Origin of the sequence: Ensifer sp. ENS10 (genome assembly GCF_014852025.1) — a bacterium.
GTDB lineage: Bacteria > Pseudomonadota > Alphaproteobacteria > Rhizobiales > Rhizobiaceae > Ensifer.
Genome location: NZ_JACVAS010000002.1, coordinates 1 through 17167, shown reverse-complemented (window position 1 = coordinate 17167; position 17167 = coordinate 1). Strand labels below are relative to the sequence as shown.

Genomic DNA, 17167 nt, shown 5'->3' with positions numbered 1-17167 from the left:
TGGTGCGGAAGAATGCAGGCTGAACCGCTCGTTCATCGGGCATTCAGCCGGAGGTGCCGGACAAAGGTCGCGCCATACGGCATCCCACACGGACGATCGTTTCGCGGGGAGCGAAAACGGCGCGCGAGATTGTCGCGCGCCGCTCGTCGTATCAGGCCTTGAAATAGCTCTGCAGCGGACGCACTTCGAGGCTGCCGGCCTTCAGCGCCTTGATCGCATGGGCTGCCGCTTCCGCGCCGGCCATGGTGGTGTAGTAGGGCACCTTCTGCATCAGCGTCGCGCGGCGAAGCGACTTGGAGTCCGAGATCGCCTTGTTGCCGTCGGTCGTGTTGATGACGAGCTGGACGTGACGGTTGCGGATCGCGTCTTCGACGTGCGGCCGGCCTTCCTGGACCTTGTTGACCTTGGTGGCGGCAATGCCGTTTTCACCGAGGAAACGCGCGGTGCCGGCCGTGGCCATGACCTTGAAGCCGATATCGACGAGAATGCGGATCGCCGGAAGAACCCGGGTCTTGTCCTCGTCGCGCACCGAAACGAACACCGTTCCATCGCGCGGCAGGTCGACGCCTGCGCCGAGCTGCGACTTGGCGAAGGCCAGCGCATAGTCGGTGTCGAGACCGATGACTTCGCCGGTCGAGCGCATTTCCGGACCGAGCAGCGTGTCGACGCCGGGGAAGCGGGCGAAGGGGAAGACCGCTTCCTTCACCGCAATGTGCTTCAGGTTGCGCGGATCCGGCTTCTCGCCATAGGCGGCGATCGCGACGTCGAGCGTTTCGCCGGCCATCACGCGGGCTGCGATCTTGGCGATCGGCGCGCCGATCGTCTTCGCGACGAAGGGCACGGTACGCGATGCGCGCGGGTTGACTTCAAGCACGTAGATCGTGCCGTCCTTGATGGCGAACTGCACGTTCATCAGGCCGCCGACATTGAGCGCCTTGGCAAGCGCTGCCGTCTGGCGTTCGAGTTCGTCGACCATGGCCGTGTCGAGCGTATGCACCGGCAGCGAGCAGGCGCTGTCGCCCGAGTGGATACCGGCTTCCTCGATGTGTTCCATGATGCCCGAGACGAAGACGTCCTTGCCGTCGCAGAGGCAGTCGACGTCCACTTCCGTGGCATTCGTCAGGTAGCTGTCGAAGAGCAGCGGGTTCTTGCCGAGCAGCGTGTTGATCTGGCCGGTCTTGTCGTTCGGGTAGCGCTGCTTGATGTCTTCCGGAACCAGGCCCGGAACCGTGTCGAGCAGATAGGTCTGCAGCATGCTTTCCGAATGAATGATCTGCATGGCGCGGCCGCCAAGAACGTAGGACGGGCGCACGACCAGCGGGAAGCCGATCTCGGCAGCGACCAGGCGGGCCTGCTCGACCGAGTAGGCGATGCCGTTGCGCGGCTGGTTGAGGTCGAGCTTCATCAGCAGCTTCTGGAAGCGGTCGCGGTCCTCGGCAAGGTCGATCATGTCGGGTGCCGTGCCGAGGATCGGGATGCCGTTCTTTTCCAGCGCTTCGGCCAGCTTCAGCGGCGTCTGGCCGCCGAACTGCACGATGACGCCGACGAGTTCGCCCTTTTCCTGTTCGGCGCGCATGATCTCGATCACGTCTTCGGCCGTCAGCGGCTCGAAATAGAGGCGATCGGAGGTGTCGTAGTCGGTCGAAACCGTCTCCGGGTTGCAGTTGATCATGATCGCTTCGTAGCCGGCATCCTTCAGCGCGAATGCCGCGTGGCAGCAGCAGTAGTCGAACTCGATGCCCTGGCCGATACGGTTCGGACCACCACCAAGGATAACGACCTTCTTGCGGTCGGAAACCCCGGCTTCCGACCGGGCGGCACCGACGAAGGGCGTTTCGTAGGTCGAGTACATGTAAGCGGTCGGCGAGGCGAATTCGGCGGCGCAGGTATCGATGCGCTTGTAGACCGGGCGAACATTCAGCGCGTTGCGCAGTTCGGCCACTTCCTTCGGGCGCTTGCCGCCGAGCGTAGCGAGGCGCGCATCGGAGAAGCCCATGGCCTTCAGCATGCGCAGGTTCTCGGCATCCTGGGGCAGGCCGTGCTCGCGGATGCGTGCCTCCATGTCGACGATCGCCTTGAACTGGGCGATGAACCACGGATCGATCTTGCTCGCCTCGTGAACATCTGCCTCGCTCATGCCGAGGCGGAGCGCCTGGGCAACCATACGCAGCCGGTCCGGCGTCGGCGTGCCGATCGCGGCGCGGATGGCGTTGCGGCCATCGCCGTTGTCGTCCATGTCGGGGATTTCGATTTCGTCGAGGCCGGTGAGGCCGGTCTCAAGGCCACGCAGCGCCTTCTGCAGCGATTCGGCAAAGGTGCGGCCGATCGCCATGACTTCGCCGACCGACTTCATCGCGGTGGTCAGGACCGGCGAGGCGCCCGGGAACTTCTCGAAGGCGAAGCGCGGGATTTTGGTGACGACGTAGTCGATCGAGGGCTCGAAGGAGGCCGGCGTCGCGCCGCCGGTGATGTCGTTGTCGAGTTCGTCCAGCGTGTAGCCGATGGCGAGCTTCGCCGCGATCTTTGCGATCGGGAAGCCGGTCGCCTTGGAGGCGAGCGCCGAGGAGCGCGATACGCGCGGGTTCATTTCGATGACGACCAGACGGCCGTCCTTCGGGTTGACGGCAAACTGCACGTTCGAGCCGCCGGTCTCGACGCCGATCTCGCGCAGAACCGCGATCGAGGCGTTGCGCATGATCTGGTATTCCTTGTCGGTCAGCGTCAGCGCCGGAGCAACGGTGATCGAATCGCCGGTGTGCACGCCCATCGGATCGATGTTTTCGATCGAGCAGATGATGATGCAGTTGTCCGCCGTGTCGCGGACGACCTCCATTTCGTATTCCTTCCAGCCGAGCACCGATTCTTCGATCAGCACTTCGGTGGTGGGCGAAGCGTCGAGGCCACTGCCGACGATGTCGAAGAATTCCGTGCGGTTATAGGCGATACCGCCACCGGTGCCGCCGAGCGTGAAGGACGGGCGGATGATCGCGGGCAGGCCAACATCGTCGAGCGCCTGCGCGGCGATCGCCATCGCATGGTTCAGATAGCGCTGCTTGCGGTCGCCTTCACCGAGGTTCCACTGGTTCTCCAGCTCGTCGAGCGCCTTGTCGAGGTCCGGGCCGGACAGTCGGCCCTTCAGTTCGGCGCGCTCGGCCTCATGCACCTTGCGGTCATGGTCCTTGATGTCGGTGGCGTTCGCCAGCCGCGACTTCGGCGTCTCCAGGCCGATCTTCGCCATCGCCTCGCGGAAGAGGGCACGGTCTTCGGCCTTGTCGATCGCGTCGGGCTTGGCACCGATCATCTCGACATTGTAGCGGTCGAGAACGCCCATACGGCGCAGCGACAGTGCGGTGTTGAGCGCGGTCTGGCCGCCCATGGTCGGGAGCAGCGCGTCCGGGCGCTCCTTGGCGATGATCTTGGCGACGACTTCCGGGGTGATCGGCTCGACATAGGTCGCGTCGGCGAGGCCCGGATCGGTCATGATCGTCGCCGGGTTGGAGTTGACGAGGATGACGCGGTAGCCTTCCTCCTTCAGCGCCTTACAGGCCTGGGTGCCGGAATAGTCGAATTCGCATGCCTGACCGATGACGATCGGCCCCGCGCCGATGATAAGAATGGACTTGATATCTTGGCGCTTCGGCATGGTCGGTCATCCGTTTCTAGCTGCGCGAAAAACCGGCCAAAGTGGGAGGTCACCGGCCGGGCACGCATTGATGGTCTTTTCAGGCTAGAAGCGGCTTATAGGCAAATGTATCTGCAAGCGAAACCCCGAAAATACCGGAATCGACAAGAAGCCGGCATATTTGCGCGTCCTCTGCTTTATCGCTCGCTCGGCGGCACTAAAACCGCGCCAAAGCGTTAGGCGCCGACGGCGCGCACTGGCGGCTTCGACCCGGACGAGCAGGTCGTGCGGATCGGGCAGGGGTTTGTGCACTTCTTCCACGCCGAGGCGACCGATTCCTTCAAGCCGCAACGCCTTCACGAAGGCTCCGCCTCGTCCCGCTCTGCGGGTGGCTTAGGAGCGGCAAAGCGGCTTTGCGTCAAGGAGAGCGGAGCAGACTTCAGCCGGCGGAGTTTTCGCTGCCGATATCCGTAGCGGGAGCTAGCAGCCGCCGCAAAAAGTTTGGCCAGATCGCGAACTTACGGGCGGCGATTGCGTTTTACAACGACGTTGGGCGCATCTTATAAAAGAGCAAACCGACAACGCCCTTTTTACAGAGGCTGGGAGGACAGATCATGGAATGGAAAGGCCGCCGCCAATCCGAAAACATCGAAGACCAGCGCGGCGCGAGCCCGGGTGGCGGCAATCCGTTCGGGCGCGGCGGTGGTTTCCGCATGCCGGGCGGCGGAGGCGGTATGCGGCGCGCCGGCGGCGGCATGAGCTTCGGAACGATCATCTTCCTCGTCATCCTCTACTTTATCCTCAAGGCCATGGGCATCGACATGCTGCAGGTGCTGGAAGGTGGCGGCGGTCAGGTACAGTTGCCCGGTTTCGAGCAGAGTGACGGCTCGCCGGCACCGCGTGGTTCGGCCCAGGAAGAGGAAATGAAGTCTTTCATGGCGACCGTGCTCGCCGAGACCGAGGATACCTGGAACGGCATTTTCCAGGCGAGCGGCAAACAGTACGAAGAGCCCAAGATGGTGCTCTTCCGCGGCCAGGTGCGCTCCGCCTGCGGCTTCGCGTCCGCCGCCTCCGGACCGTTCTATTGCCCGGGAGACCACAAGGTCTATCTCGACATGAGCTTCTTCGATGAACTCGCCCAGAAGTTCGATGCATCCGGCGACTTCGCCCAGGCCTATGTGGTTGCGCACGAGGTCGGCCACCACGTCCAGAACCTGATCGGCGTCTTGCCGAAATTCAACCAGATGCGCCAGTCGATGAGCGAAACCGAAGCCAATCAGATGTCGGTGCGTGTCGAACTGCAGGCCGATTGTTTCGCCGGCGTCTGGGGCAAATTTACCGAGCAGAAGGGCCTGCTCTCGCAAGGCGACCTCGAAGAGGCGCTGAACGCCGCCACCCAGATCGGCGACGACACGCTGCAGAAGCGGATGCAGGGCTACGTCGTTCCGGAGAGTTTCAACCACGGCACCTCCGAACAGCGCATGCGCTGGTTCAAGCGTGGCTTCGACAGCGGCAAGATGTCGGCCTGCGATACTTTCTCGGGCGCCGTCTAGCCGCTTCTATACAAGAAAACCGTCAGGGCCGGCACGATTGCCGGCCCTTTCGTTTGTCGGGTCAGCGTTCGCTGTCCATATGGGCGAGTTGGGCCTCGGGATAGCGGGCGCCCGAGGCGGCATCTTTCGGAACCGCCTGTTCGATCACCGCCAGATCGCCGGCACTGAGATCGACATCGCGCGACGCGAGGGCTTCCGCCAAGCGGTCGCGCCGGCGTGCACCGATCAACGGCACGATGTCCTTGCCCTGGGCGGCTACCCAGGCAATCGCGATCTGAGCCACCGAAACGCCCTTCTCTTCAGCGACCTGCCTCAGCGCTTCGACGAGGGCGAGATTCTTGTCGATGTTGCCCTCCTGGAACCGCGGGCTCATGGCGCGGAAATCGCCCTTGCCGGCCGCGCCTTTCTGCCAGTGGCCACTGATCAGGCCGCGTGACAGCACGCCATAGGCGGTGACGCCGATACCGAGAGCGCGGCAGGTCGGCAGGATCTCGCTCTCTATGCCGCGTGAAATCAGCGAATACTCGATCTGCAGATCCGAGATCGGGTGGACGGCAGCGGCGCGGCGGATGGTCTCGGGCCCAACCTCGGAGAGGCCGATATGGCGGACATATCCAGCCTTCACCATGTCAGCGATCGCACCAATGGTATCTTCGATCGGAACGTCGGGATCGAGCCTTGAGGGACGATAGATGTCGATATGATCGACGCCAAGCCGCTGCAGCGTATAGGCGAGAAAGTTGCGAACCGCCTTCGGCCGGCAATCATAGCCAGCCCAGTTGCCCGCAGCATCGCGCAATGCGCCGAACTTCACACTCAACAGCGCCTTGTCGCGCCTACCGCCCTTCAGCGCCTCGCCGATCAGCATCTCGTTGTGGCCCATACCATAGAAGTCACCGGTATCGAGCAGCGTGATGCCGGCCTCCAGCGCGGCGTGGATGGTGGCGATGCTTTCGGCACGGTCGGCCGGGCCGTACATGCCGGACATGCCCATGCAGCCGAGTCCGAGCGCCGACACCGAGGGGCCGGTCTTTCCGAGTGAAACGTAATCCATTCTCGTTCTCCTTCGACATGGCCGAAATCCGCCGGCCGTTGATCGGTCTCTTGTTTACTTCCTTTGGCGTCGTGCGATAATCCGACCTCAATCGAACGACTTGTACGAAATTCCGCACAATGAACGACCTGCCGCTTGCAGATCTCGATGCCTTTACCGCCGTTGCCGCGACGCGCAGCTTCCGCGCCGCTGCCAAGAAGCGCGGCGTTTCCGCGTCGTCGCTGAGCGAGGCGCTGCGACGGCTCGAAGCCAAGCTGCAAGTGCGCCTGCTCAACCGCACGACCCGCAGCGTGACACTGACGGAGGCGGGCATGCGGTTGCTCGATCGGCTGACGCCGGCGCTCGGCGAGATTGCCGGCGCGCTCGATCAGGTCAACGAGATGCGCGACAGTCCGGCGGGAACGCTGAAACTGAATGTCCCGACCATCGTTGCCCGCGAAATCCTACCACCGATCGTCGGCCGCTTCCTCAGCAAGCATCCGGCAATCTCCTTGGAAGTGACGGCGGAAGATGGGTTCGTCGACGTTCTGGCGGCGGGTTTCGACGCTGGCGTTCGCTATGAGGAACGGGTCGAGCGCGACATGATCGCCATACCGATCGGGCCGAGCCGGCAACGCTACGTCACCGCGGCGGCACCGGATTATCTCGCCAGGCACGGCGTGCCCCAACATCCACGCGATCTGCTTGACCATGGCTGTATTCGCCACCGTTTCGCCAGCGGCATTTCTCTTCCCTGGGAGTTCGGTGAAGGGGAGGCGGCGCTGACGATCGCGCCTCCTGCCGTCGTGACCGCCAATACGATCGACCTCGAACTCGGCGCTGCCCTTGACGGGCTTGGCATCATCCGGACCTTCGAGGAGTTCGTCGCCCCGGCCATCGCGGCAGGACGGCTCCGGCCCATTCTTGAAGACTGGACGACGAGTTTTTCCGGACCGTTTCTCTACTATGCGAGCCGCAGGCATATGCCGACGCCGCTGCGCGCCTTCGTGGATTTCTTGAAGCTTGAACAGCGGCGCGACAACGGGTGAAGGCAGATGCACGTCACCCGTCACATCAACCATTGCGATAGTCCCATCAGATAATTTGAGACGTTCACGGATTGTTTCGCGCGAAATGATCCGTTACACCTAAATTGGTAGCGTTGTTCATGTTCTGTCCCGCATCCCGGGGCAGGCCGCTCGGGGGAGGGATCGCATGCGCGACGAGAAGTTTGTGCGACGCGGCCTGTTCCTCGTCTTCCTCATCCTGTTCCTGGATATCATCGGCATTGCGATCATCGTTCCAGTGCTGCCGACCTATCTGGAGGAACTGACCGGCTCCGATATCAGCGAAGCGGCAATCGACGGTGGTTGGCTGCTGCTCGTTTATGCGGCGATGCAGTTTCTCTTCGCGCCGCTGATCGGCAACCTCAGCGACCGATTCGGCCGCCGTCCGGTGCTGCTCGCATCGGTCTTCACCTTCGCACTCGACAATCTGATCTGTGCGCTCGCCACCAGCTATTGGATGCTGTTCATCGGCCGTGTGCTCGCCGGCATCAGCGGTGCAAGTTTCGGCACCGCATCGGCCTATATCGCCGACATCAGCCATGACGGAAACCGCGCCAAGAATTTTGGGCTGATCGGCATCGCCTTCGGGACCGGCTTCGCCCTCGGCCCGGTGCTTGGCGGTCTGCTCGGCGAATTGGGGCCACGCGTGCCGTTCTACGGTGCCGCGGCGCTCTCCTTCGTCAATTTCATTCTCGGCGTATTTCTGCTGCCCGAGACGCTGGATCGCGCCAATCGCCGTCGCTTCGAGTGGAAGCGCGCCAATCCGCTCGGCGCCCTCAAGCAGATGCGCAACTACCCAGGCATCGGCTGGGTTGGGCTCGTCTTCTTTCTCTTCTGGCTCGCCCACTCCGTCTATCCGGCGGTCTGGTCCTTCGTATCCAACTACCGCTATGGCTGGAGCGAGGGGCAGATCGGGCTATCTCTCGGTATCTTCGGCATCGGCGGCGCGTTCGTCATGGCCGTCATACTGCCGCGCGTCGTGCCACGGCTTGGCGAGTGGCGGACGGCGGTGCTGGGACTGACCTTCACCACCCTTGGCGCCATCGGCTATGCGGGTGCCTGGCAGGGGTGGATGATCTATGCGGTGATCATCGCAACCGCGCTCGAAAGCCTCGCAGATCCGCCATTGCGCAGTATCGCTGCCGCCCACGTGCCGCCATCGGCACAGGGAGAACTTCAGGGCGCGCTGACCAGCATCGGCAGCATCACCACGATCATCGGCCCGCTGGTCTTCACCCAGGCTTTCGGCTATTTCACCAGCCCTAGCGCTCCCGTCGCCTTCGCCGGTGCGCCCTATGCGCTCGCGAGTTGCTTCCTCGTCGGCGCGCTCGTCGTGTTCCTGTTGAAGATACCCAGAAGCAGGGCGGTAGGACCGCAAGGGCTGGAGGAGGCTATCGAGCCGGCTGCGGCTGCGGTTGCAGCAGCGGAAGAGGCTGAAGGGATCGAACAGCCAAGAATGCACGGAAATTGATCAATTTTCGTGATCTATCGATGAAAGTTTGAGCAACCTCGCCCTTGCGGCTGGCTCTTTGCCCGGGGGTATTCTATCTCCGGTTTTCCTCCCTCCGACCTTTAGTTGCGGCCGAGGCCGCATCGACCGCCAGGAATCTGCCATGCTGACCGCGAATGCGAGCCCGAAGCCGTTGACGACCGACAACTCCTGGCGGATGCATTATCGCGCGAGCTTCTATCTCGGCGTGCCCTTTATCGGCGCCCAGCTCGCCCAGCTCGCGATCAACACGACGGACGTCCTGATGGTGGGCAAGCTCGGCGCCACCGAACTCGCGGCGATCATTCTTGCGACGCAGATGTATTTCACCGTCTATGTTTTCGGGAACGGCTTTGCCAACGCGGTGGTTCCGATGGCAGCCCAAGCCGTTGGTCGAGGCGACAAGGTTTCGGTGCGCCGCTCCGTGCGCATGGGCATGTGGGTCGTGCTGCTCTACGGGGTGCTGACGGCGCCGGTGCTCTGGATGGCCGAACCGATCCTGCTTTTCGCCGGTCAGCAACCCGAGGTCGCAGCCCTTGCAGGGGAATACATCCGCATCGCCCAGTGGGCGATCTTTCCCGGCCTGATTTTCATGGTGCTCAGAGCCTTCTTGAGCGGCCTCGAGCGGGCAGGAATCATTCTCTACGTGACGCTGGCGACTCTCGTACTCAATGCCGCTCTTTGTTACGTGCTGATCTTCGGCCATTTCGGCTTCCCGCAGCTCGGCATCTTCGGTGCAGCGGTAGCGGCGCTCGGCGTTGCGTTGCTCGGCGCGGCGCTGACGATCGGCTACATCAAGAGCAAGCCTGAGCTCAACCAGTACGAACTGTTCGTCCGATTCTGGCGGCCTGACTGGACGGCGTTCTGGGAGGTCGTGTCTCTCGGCATTCCGATCTCGCTGACGATCCTTGCCGAAGTGAGCCTCTTCACCGTCGCTTCGCTGCTGATGGGCACGATCGGCACGATTGAACTTGCCGCGCACGGCATCGCCCTGCAGTTCGCCTCACTCGCCTTCATGATCCCGCTCGGGCTCGCGCAAGCCGCCACGGTGCGTGTCGGCCTTGCCTACGGCCGAAACGACATGCTGGGCGTCCGGCGCGCGGCGGTTGCATCACTGGTGCTCGGTGCGGGCTTTGCCGTCGTCGGAAGCGCGATCTTTGCCCTGTTCCCGAGCCATCTCGCCGCCCTTTATCTCGACACCAACCGCCCGGATGCCGCGGCAGTACTGGCCTTCGCCGCGCCGCTCATCGTCATTGCCGGCGCCTTCCAGCTCGTCGACGGCATGCAGGCGATCGCCGCCGGCATGCTGCGCGGGTTGAAGGACACCAAGGTGCCGATGCTGCTGGCGTTGATCTCCTATTGGCCGATCGGCTTCGTCTGCGCCTGGGCCTTCGCCTTTCCGTTCAACTTCGGCGGCATGGGCGTCTGGTTCGGCTTCGTCCTCGGACTCGCGGCAGCCGCCGTGCTTTTGAACTGGCGCTTCTTCCGGATGATCGGCGCGATTTCGACCACGCCCCCGAGGCAGACCGCGATCTAGAGATAGGCTCCAGGCTGCGGGCAAAGAAAAAGCCGGACGGGCAGGGGATGCCGTCCGGCTTGCAATGGCGACCGCCTCAGGGGAAGGGAACGGCGTCGCCTACTACCAAGCTTCGATTCCGAAGCCTCGAAACCGCTAAACGTTGAAACCGTCAAGCCCCTCCGAACCCTGGCGATCGCGCTGGAGGTCGCGTATCGTCCGGGCAAAATCGATCAAAAAAACGAAACTGATGACCGCTGCCGCGATCATGAACAGGGTGGCCATGACGCCCTCCATCAACGGAAGATCTTCTGGGTCACGAATTGCTCGCGCCGGGCACGGGACTCATTGCGAAGTCCATGTATCGTCGCAAACAGCATCGCGAAAAACATCGCCATCGAAAACAGAGCAAGTCCCATAGCCGTAATCCTTTCGCATCCTAAACGGCAGTACGTTCGAAAAGTTCCGTTGTTTACTGCGCTTACACTAGCGTTCTGCGTGTGAAGCACCGTTGAACATGGCATTCATTTAGCATTCATTCTTTCTGTCCCGCTGTTTCCCAGGGAACAGCTCTAGCCATCGGCACAACTCTTGCGATCCGTCGCCGTCCGTGACAAAAGGCTTCACCAAACGGAAACAGGTGCGATGACCACGGCATTTTATCCCGGCTCCTTCGATCCGATGACGAACGGCCACCTCGACGTACTCGTGCAGGCGCTGAATGTGGCGGCGAAGGTCATCGTCGCAATCGGCATCCACCCGGGGAAGGCGCCGCTGTTTACCTTTGACGAACGCGCCGAACTCATCCGTCGGTCGCTTCAGGAATTCCTGCCCGACCGGGTCGGCGATATCGACGTCGTCGCCTTCGACAATCTGGTCGTCGACGCGGCGCGCGAGCGCGGCGCGAAACTGCTTGTGCGCGGGCTTCGCGACGGCACGGACCTCGACTACGAGATGCAGATGGCCGGCATGAACCGGCAGATGGCCCCCGACATCCAGACGCTATTCTTGCCCGCAGGCACGGCATCGCGGCCCATTACGGCCACATTGGTCCGCCAGATCGCCGCCATGGGCGGTGACGTCAGCGCCTTCGTGCCCGCGGCAGTTTACCAAGCACTGCAGGCCAAACGCCGCGCTTGAGGCGCGGCCCTCTTTACACCACGCAGGGAGAAACCATGAAAATCCTCCACCTCGCTTTTGCCGGCGCCCTTGCGCTTGCCTCCTGGACGGGAACGGCGATCGCACAATCGGCCGACAACTTCATCACGATCACGCTCAAGGATGGGCCGGTCGTCGTTGAACTGCGTCCGGACATTGCCCCGAAGCATGTCGAGCAGATCAAGGCGCTTGCCGCCGCCGGCGAGTATGACAACGTTGCCTTCCATCGCGTAATCAAGGGCTTCATGGCCCAGACCGGCGACGTGCAGTATGGCGATATGGAAAACGGCTACCAGCCACAGGCTGCCGGCACCGGCGGCTCGTCGAAGCCCGATCTGCCGGCCGAGTTCTCCGACGTTCCGTTCGAACGCGGCACGGTCGGCATGGCGCGCTCGCAGGATCCGAACAGCGCCAACTCGCAGTTCTTCATCATGTTCGCACCGGGCGACTTCCTGAACGGCCAATACACGGTCGTCGGCAAGGTCGTTTCGGGTATGGAGAACGTCGACAAGATCAAGCTCGGCGACGATGCCAACAACGGCTCCGTCACCGATCCCGACCGCATGATCAACGTCAAGGTCGGCAAGTAAAGTCAACAAAAGGAGAAAACCCATGGCCGAGATCAAGGATCCGGAAAACACGATCATCATGGAGACCACCAAGGGCAAGATCGTCATCGAGCTTCTGCCTGACGTCGCTCCGGGTCATGTCGCCCGCATCAAGGAACTGGCTCGCGAAGGTGCCTATGACGGCGTGGTATTCCACCGCGTGATCGAGGACTTCATGGCGCAGACCGGCGACGTTCAGTACGGCAAGACCGGCGGCGAGCACTTCAACCCGGCGCGTGCCGGCATGGGCGGCTCCTCCAAGCCGGATCTGAAGGCCGAATTCTCGAACGTCAGCCACGTTCGCGGCACCTGCTCGATGGCCCGCAGCCAGATGCCGAACTCGGCAAACTCGCAGTTCTTCATCTGCTTCACCGATGCCCCCTGGCTCAACAAGCAGTACTCCGTTTGGGGTCAGGTCATCGAAGGCATGGACAATGTCGACAAGATCAAGCGCGGCGAACCGGTGCGCGATCCCGACTCGATCGTCACGATGCGGGTTGCCGCAGACGCCTGATTTGCGCTAATGCACGGACCCGCCCCGGTCGCCAACTGCGCCGGGGCGGGTTTGCTTTTGTCTGAAGATAACAATGCGCGTAGACCTGTTCGACTTCGACCTTCCGGAAACCTCGATTGCGCTTCGGCCCGCAAGCCCGCGCGACAGCGCCCGCATGCTTGTCGTTCGCCCTGATGGCGCGGAAGTTCTGTCCGACAAGGGTGTGCTCGATCTGCCGTCGTTCCTCAGGGAAGGCGACGCACTGGTCTTCAACGACACCAAGGTGATCCCGGCGCAACTGGAAGGCATCCGCCGCCGCGGCGAGGAGATCACCACACCGGTTTCGCTGACGCTGCACATGCGCACGGCACCCGATTGCTGGAAGGCTTTTGCCCGCCCGGCGCGGCGCCTCAAGGTCGGCGACCGCATCGCCTTCGGCCATGGCGGTTCGAGTTGCCTGCTGGGCACACTCGACGCGACGGTCGAGGAAAAGGGCGATGCCGGCGAGGTGACGCTGCGCTTCGACCTCTCGGGCCCGTCGCTCGACGAGGCGATCATGGCGGTCGGCCACATTCCCCTGCCGCCCTACATCGCCTCCAAGCGCGCCGAGGACGCCCAGGATCGCGCCGATTACCAGACGATGTATGCCCGGGAGGAGGGCGCCGTAGCCGCGCCCACCGCCGGACTGCACTTCACCGACCGTCTCTTCACCAAGCTCGACGAGGCCGGCATCGAACGGCATTTTGTGACGCTGCATGTCGGGGCGGGCACGTTCCTGCCGGTCAAGGCCGACGACACCGACGACCATGTGATGCACCAGGAGATCGGCCACGTCGACGCCCGCACCGCCGAGCGGCTGAACGCCGTGAAGGCGAGGGGTGGCCGCATCGTCTGCGTCGGCACGACTTCGCTCCGGCTGATCGAAAGCGCGACCTCGGCAGAGGGTATCGTCAAGCCGTGGTCCGGGCCGACCGGCATCTTCATCACGCCCGGCTACCGCTTTCGCGCCGTCGACATGCTGATGACCAATTTCCATCTGCCGAAATCGACGCTGTTCATGCTGGTTTCGGCCTTCTCAGGCCTGGAAACTATGCGCGCGGCTTACGCACATGCGATCGAAACCGGCTACCGCTTCTATTCCTATGGCGACGCCAGCCTGCTTTTCCGGAAAGACTAGATGACCGAGACCTTCCAGTTCAAGCTTCACAAGACCGACGGCAAGGCCCGTCGCGGCGAAGTGTCCATGCCGCGCGGCACGATCCGCACGCCGGCCTTCATGCCGGTTGGCACGGTCGGCACGGTCAAGGCGATGTATCTCGACCAAGTGAAGGATCTCGGCGCCGACATCATTCTCGGCAATACCTACCACCTGATGCTACGCCCCGGCGCCGAGCGCGTCGCACGGCTCGGCGGTCTGCACGGCCTGATCCGTTGGCAGGGACCGATCCTCACAGACAGCGGCGGCTTCCAGGTCATGTCGCTTGCGGGCCTTCGCAAGCTCGACGAGCAGGGCGTCACTTTCAAGAGCCATGTCGACGGCGCGCTCTTCCACATGTCGCCGGAACGCTCGATCGAGATCCAGGGCCTGCTCGACAGCGATATCCAGATGCAGCTCGACGAATGCGTGGCGCTGCCGGCCGAGCCCAAGGAAATCGAGCGCGCGATGGAAATGTCGCTGCGCTGGGCAGAGCGTTGCAAGGTGGCCTTCGGCGACCAGCCAGGCAAGGCGATGTTCGGTATCGTGCAGGGCGGCGACATTCCAAAGCTGCGCGAACGCTCGGCCGAGGCGCTGAAGGGGCTCGATCTCAAGGGCTACGCTGTCGGCGGTCTGGCCGTCGGCGAGCCGCAGGAAGTGATGCTGCGCATGCTCGACATTACCTGCCCGATCATGCCGGTGGACAAGCCGCGTTACCTCATGGGGGTCGGCACGCCCGATGATATCCTGCGGTCGGTGGCCGAGGGCATCGACATGTTCGACTGCGTGATGCCGACCCGCTCGGGGCGCCATGGCCTCGCGTTCACGCGTCATGGCCGCATCAACCTGCGCAATGCGCGGCACGCCGAAGACATGCGCCCACTCGACGAAGAATCCTCGTGCCCGGCGGCGCGCGACTATTCGCGCGCCTATCTGCATCACTTGATCCGTTCGAACGAGTCGCTCGGCGGCATGCTCTTGAGCTGGAATAACCTGGCCTATTACCAGGAGCTCATGGCCGGCATCCGTCTGGCGATCGACGAAGGTCGCTTCGCCGACTTCATGGCGGAAACTCAGGAAACCTGGCGGCGAGGGGACCTTCCGCCGGTCTGACGGTTGGAGGACGCTTGGCGCTTTGTGCAGGGCCTAGATCGCCGGCCCCGGTGCTGCCTGCAGCATCATGACGCCGTTGATCTTGTAGCTCCCGTCCGGTTGCTTCACCAGTTGGTAGATTGCCGTCCAGTCCTTGCCATCAGGGGCCGAGATCAACACCTCCTGCAGGACCTGATCGCCGACGACCTTCGACCGGCCAAAGGCGAAGTTGCCGGGCCGGTAGACGGGCTGGTAGCCGCGTTTGACCATGTCGAAGAATGTGGTCTTGTCGGGAAACTTGCCGCGGACCGCCGGTGAGGCGAAGAAATAGGCGGTTTCTGCATCATCATGCAGAAAGGCTGCGATCTGCTCCTGAATGATCGCGCGCGCGGTATCGACAGGTTCATCGGCGCGGACCGCACTTGCAGTGAAAAGTTGGGTCGTCAGTCCGAGGGCAATGGCAAAGGTCCTGAACATCGCCGATCTCCATGCAGCCAGCTTCCAAAGAGCATAGGACAGCGGTGCGCTTTGGAAACGGAGGCGCCAGTCTCTTTAGGCGTCTTCGCAACGCACGCAAGACAATACATGTGTTCAAATTCAATCACTTATATCACAGTTTATGTATATTACTTTAAATATCATAAATTGGTGATATTTGGCCGGGGGCGCTCCTGCTGGCAAGCGACGTTTTCGGGGAGAGTTGGCGCGGGATTGCCTTCAACGCGACTGTGATCGCATGTATCGGCGGCATGGTGTGTGGCGAGCACAAAGACCGAGTTGGACCCTGCCGCCACATCGCGGCCGTCGCCTTGGCTCGCGCTCTTGCTTGGCTCGGGGGCGAGCCTGTTGTGGGGCGCGGCGACCTGAACATATGGTGATCCTGTAACCTGCAGTGATGATTGCCTCGAAATGCCCGTATGGAGCGATTGCGATGAGCGCGAAGACAATCGAAATCTACCAGCCGCGTCCTGTTTTGAATTTGGGTGAATGGGACATCGGCGGTCTCAAGCTCAAGGCCTATGGCCTCGTTGCCGATCGCAAGGAAATCGATGGGCCGATGGTGGCGTTGGCGCAGTCCTTCATCCGACATGACGTCTTGCCGCGTGTCACGGATGAAGGTGATAGCAACGGCATGGGCTTTGTGATCGTTCATGCCGGCACCCTTGGTATCTCCATCTCGGCCCATTGGTGGATACAGGGTTCGGTTCTTTGCCAGCATATCTATCGGAAGCTTTATTCGGCTGCTGAACCCTTGGACACCGTACGGAGACCTGTTGTTGCCTGTGTTTGGGAACTGGCTCTGATCAATGCCGAGCAGGAAGCCTGGCGAAAAACGATGATGAAAAGCGCGCCCAGTCCGTCGGCCTATATGGCGAATCGCGCCGAGGTCGAAACGGCATAAGCTGAACGGGGCGAAGGTGAGACCCGCACCAGACTGCTTCATTTGCATCGGCTCATTGCGTTCGACAAAGTGGTGAGGGTGGAATCGATTGGCATGTTGCATTTGAAAATGGAATCCGCCCGGTCACACACAATGTGGCGGCCAGGTTGAACTGTCCGCTTTGGCGCAAAGTAGAAATGTCACTTGAGCTGCCCTACTGCACAGCGACCAGCCCCGATCTGACCGGCTGACCCGGTTGCAAGATCAGATCGGGGCGGGTGGGGAGCACTCCTTCGGCTTTAGCTTTGAGAGCTCGGTCAGGGGATCATTCCGCAGCATCAAGTCGGGACAGGGCCTGCTCGCGCCGAGCAATCACCACCGGATCGTTCATGAAATCCGTCCGCTTGCCCGGCTTGCGGCCACGCGGTTTGTAGCCATTCTTCTCGCTGTTCGTCTTCACCGCCGGCTGCGTCTGCTGCTCCTGGCGTTCCTTGATATAGGCCAGGACATCACCGAGCCGCTTGTTCTCGGTGATCGCCGCATGCGTCACCCGCTGGTCCTTATCGAACATCTGGTAGGGCAGGGAATGGCCTTTCCACCGCACATCCAATCGACCATCGGCATAGGCATAGGTCTCGACATAGCGACCAGCCAAGCCGCGTGTCACCTCGGTCTCCTCGAGCATGATCCGCTGGCGCTCGAACGAAAACGTCAGCTGCGATCCAACATAGCGCTGCTCACGTTTGCACAGGACGTCGCGCAACCGATCCGGGGCGAGATTCAGCGGGCGGTGCAGGTCATCGGGTCGGGCAGGGACGATCGCAAACCGCGCATTGTAGTGCTCTATGAAGCCCGGCAAAAACCTATTGCCAGCCTCCATGTCGTCGATACCCGCCAGCCGTAATTCCTTGACCAGGCGATCTTGCAGCGTCCGGTTCATCCGCTCGACGCGACCTTTGG

At 62.3% G+C, this 17167-nt stretch carries 15 protein-coding genes and 1 pseudogene; 10 read left to right on the top strand and 6 right to left on the bottom strand.

The window, feature by feature from the left end; translation table 11 throughout:
* Nucleotides 1-151: 151 nt before the first annotated feature.
* Nucleotides 152-3643, bottom strand: a complete 3492-nt coding sequence (carB, locus tag IB265_RS07100; RefSeq protein ID WP_058324182.1) for a carbamoyl-phosphate synthase large subunit — start codon at nucleotides 3641-3643, stop codon at nucleotides 152-154.
* An 84-nt stretch (nucleotides 3644-3727) separates the two neighbouring features.
* On the bottom strand, nucleotides 3728-3982 hold the full coding sequence (locus IB265_RS07095) for a hypothetical protein (protein ID WP_110878590.1): 255 nt from the start codon (nucleotides 3980-3982) through the stop codon (nucleotides 3728-3730).
* Between the two features lie 254 nt (nucleotides 3983-4236).
* Here IB265_RS07095 and IB265_RS07090 point away from each other — a divergent pair, with 254 nt between their 5' ends.
* On the top strand, nucleotides 4237-5175 hold the full coding sequence (locus tag IB265_RS07090; RefSeq protein ID WP_093235850.1) for a neutral zinc metallopeptidase: 939 nt from the start codon (nucleotides 4237-4239) through the stop codon (nucleotides 5173-5175).
* 61 nt (nucleotides 5176-5236) lie between these two features.
* Here IB265_RS07090 and IB265_RS07085 read toward each other — a convergent pair whose 3' ends face one another.
* A complete protein-coding gene (locus IB265_RS07085; protein ID WP_057250300.1) occupies nucleotides 5237-6229 on the bottom strand; it encodes an aldo/keto reductase in 993 nt (330 codons plus the stop codon).
* A 119-nt stretch (nucleotides 6230-6348) separates the two neighbouring features.
* Between IB265_RS07085 and IB265_RS07080 the strand changes: the two genes are divergently transcribed.
* The 3 genes from IB265_RS07080 (at nucleotide 6349) to IB265_RS07070 (ending at nucleotide 10301) form a co-directional block, all read left to right on the top strand.
* Nucleotides 6349-7257, top strand: coding sequence for a LysR family transcriptional regulator (locus IB265_RS07080; RefSeq protein ID WP_057250302.1), 909 nt, complete (start codon nucleotides 6349-6351; stop codon nucleotides 7255-7257).
* 166 nt (nucleotides 7258-7423) lie between these two features.
* On the top strand, nucleotides 7424-8746 hold the full coding sequence (locus IB265_RS07075) for a TCR/Tet family MFS transporter (protein WP_082641120.1): 1323 nt from the start codon (nucleotides 7424-7426) through the stop codon (nucleotides 8744-8746).
* Nucleotides 8747-8888: 142 nt separating this feature from the next.
* Nucleotides 8889-10301 (top strand): MATE family efflux transporter, encoded by a 1413-nt coding sequence (locus IB265_RS07070; RefSeq protein ID WP_110878586.1) that lies wholly within the window; start codon nucleotides 8889-8891, stop codon nucleotides 10299-10301.
* A 135-nt stretch (nucleotides 10302-10436) separates the two neighbouring features.
* Here the strand turns inward: IB265_RS07070 and IB265_RS37295 are convergent, their stop codons facing one another.
* Nucleotides 10437-10565 carry a hypothetical protein gene (locus IB265_RS37295; RefSeq protein WP_256436624.1) on the bottom strand — a complete coding sequence of 43 codons (129 nt, stop codon included), beginning with the start codon at nucleotides 10563-10565 and terminating at the stop codon, nucleotides 10437-10439.
* A 360-nt stretch (nucleotides 10566-10925) separates the two neighbouring features.
* Here IB265_RS37295 and coaD point away from each other — a divergent pair, with 360 nt between their 5' ends.
* From coaD to tgt, 5 genes are all read left to right on the top strand, one after another.
* Nucleotides 10926-11420, top strand: a complete 495-nt coding sequence (gene coaD, locus IB265_RS07065) for a pantetheine-phosphate adenylyltransferase (protein ID WP_058324186.1) — start codon at nucleotides 10926-10928, stop codon at nucleotides 11418-11420.
* A gap of 35 nt (nucleotides 11421-11455) precedes the next feature.
* Nucleotides 11456-12028 (top strand): peptidylprolyl isomerase, encoded by a 573-nt coding sequence (locus IB265_RS07060; RefSeq protein WP_057250310.1) that lies wholly within the window; start codon nucleotides 11456-11458, stop codon nucleotides 12026-12028.
* A gap of 22 nt (nucleotides 12029-12050) precedes the next feature.
* Nucleotides 12051-12560, top strand: a complete 510-nt coding sequence (locus IB265_RS07055; protein WP_057250311.1) for a peptidylprolyl isomerase — start codon at nucleotides 12051-12053, stop codon at nucleotides 12558-12560.
* Nucleotides 12561-12633: 73 nt separating this feature from the next.
* Complete coding sequence (gene queA, locus IB265_RS07050) at nucleotides 12634-13716, top strand: tRNA preQ1(34) S-adenosylmethionine ribosyltransferase-isomerase QueA (protein ID WP_057250312.1); 1083 nt, start codon at nucleotides 12634-12636, stop codon at nucleotides 13714-13716.
* Entirely contained in the window at nucleotides 13717-14847 is a 1131-nt protein-coding gene (gene tgt / locus IB265_RS07045; RefSeq protein ID WP_057250314.1) for a tRNA guanosine(34) transglycosylase Tgt, read from the top strand. It abuts the gene before it with no gap.
* Nucleotides 14848-14880: 33 nt separating this feature from the next.
* On the opposite strand, the gene IB265_RS07040 is transcribed toward tgt, so the two are convergent.
* The gene (locus IB265_RS07040; protein WP_057250316.1) at nucleotides 14881-15303 is read right to left on the bottom strand and encodes a DUF4864 domain-containing protein; all 423 of its coding nucleotides are present in this window, start codon (nucleotides 15301-15303) and stop codon (nucleotides 14881-14883) included.
* A gap of 418 nt (nucleotides 15304-15721) precedes the next feature.
* Here IB265_RS07040 and IB265_RS07035 point away from each other — a divergent pair, with 418 nt between their 5' ends.
* The gene (locus IB265_RS07035; protein WP_246805906.1) at nucleotides 15722-16228 is read left to right on the top strand and encodes a hypothetical protein; all 507 of its coding nucleotides are present in this window, start codon (nucleotides 15722-15724) and stop codon (nucleotides 16226-16228) included.
* 304 nt (nucleotides 16229-16532) lie between these two features.
* On the opposite strand, the pseudogene IB265_RS07030 reads toward IB265_RS07035, so the two are convergent.
* Nucleotides 16533-17167: pseudogene (locus IB265_RS07030) on the bottom strand (ISNCY family transposase); the annotation flags it as partial.

Excerpts from the sequence above, each read along its gene's own strand:
- carB (WP_058324182.1), bottom strand. The coding sequence starts at position 3,643 with ATGCCGAAGCGCCAAGATATCAAGTCCATTCTTATCATCGGCGCGGGG.
- IB265_RS07090 (WP_093235850.1), top strand. The coding sequence starts at position 4,237 with ATGGAATGGAAAGGCCGCCGCCAATCCGAAAACATCGAAGACCAGCGC.
- IB265_RS07085 (WP_057250300.1), bottom strand. The coding sequence starts at position 6,229 with ATGGATTACGTTTCACTCGGAAAGACCGGCCCCTCGGTGTCGGCGCTC.
- IB265_RS07080 (WP_057250302.1), top strand. The coding sequence starts at position 6,349 with ATGAACGACCTGCCGCTTGCAGATCTCGATGCCTTTACCGCCGTTGCC.
- IB265_RS07075 (WP_082641120.1), top strand. The coding sequence starts at position 7,424 with ATGCGCGACGAGAAGTTTGTGCGACGCGGCCTGTTCCTCGTCTTCCTC.
- IB265_RS07070 (WP_110878586.1), top strand. The coding sequence starts at position 8,889 with ATGCTGACCGCGAATGCGAGCCCGAAGCCGTTGACGACCGACAACTCC.
- IB265_RS37295 (WP_256436624.1), bottom strand. The coding sequence starts at position 10,565 with ATGGCCACCCTGTTCATGATCGCGGCAGCGGTCATCAGTTTCGTTTTT.
- coaD (WP_058324186.1), top strand. The coding sequence starts at position 10,926 with ATGACCACGGCATTTTATCCCGGCTCCTTCGATCCGATGACGAACGGC.
- IB265_RS07060 (WP_057250310.1), top strand. The coding sequence starts at position 11,456 with ATGAAAATCCTCCACCTCGCTTTTGCCGGCGCCCTTGCGCTTGCCTCC.
- IB265_RS07055 (WP_057250311.1), top strand. The coding sequence starts at position 12,051 with ATGGCCGAGATCAAGGATCCGGAAAACACGATCATCATGGAGACCACC.
- queA (WP_057250312.1), top strand. The coding sequence starts at position 12,634 with ATGCGCGTAGACCTGTTCGACTTCGACCTTCCGGAAACCTCGATTGCG.
- tgt (WP_057250314.1), top strand. The coding sequence starts at position 13,717 with ATGACCGAGACCTTCCAGTTCAAGCTTCACAAGACCGACGGCAAGGCC.
- IB265_RS07040 (WP_057250316.1), bottom strand. The coding sequence starts at position 15,303 with ATGTTCAGGACCTTTGCCATTGCCCTCGGACTGACGACCCAACTTTTC.
- IB265_RS07035 (WP_246805906.1), top strand. The coding sequence starts at position 15,722 with ATGATTGCCTCGAAATGCCCGTATGGAGCGATTGCGATGAGCGCGAAG.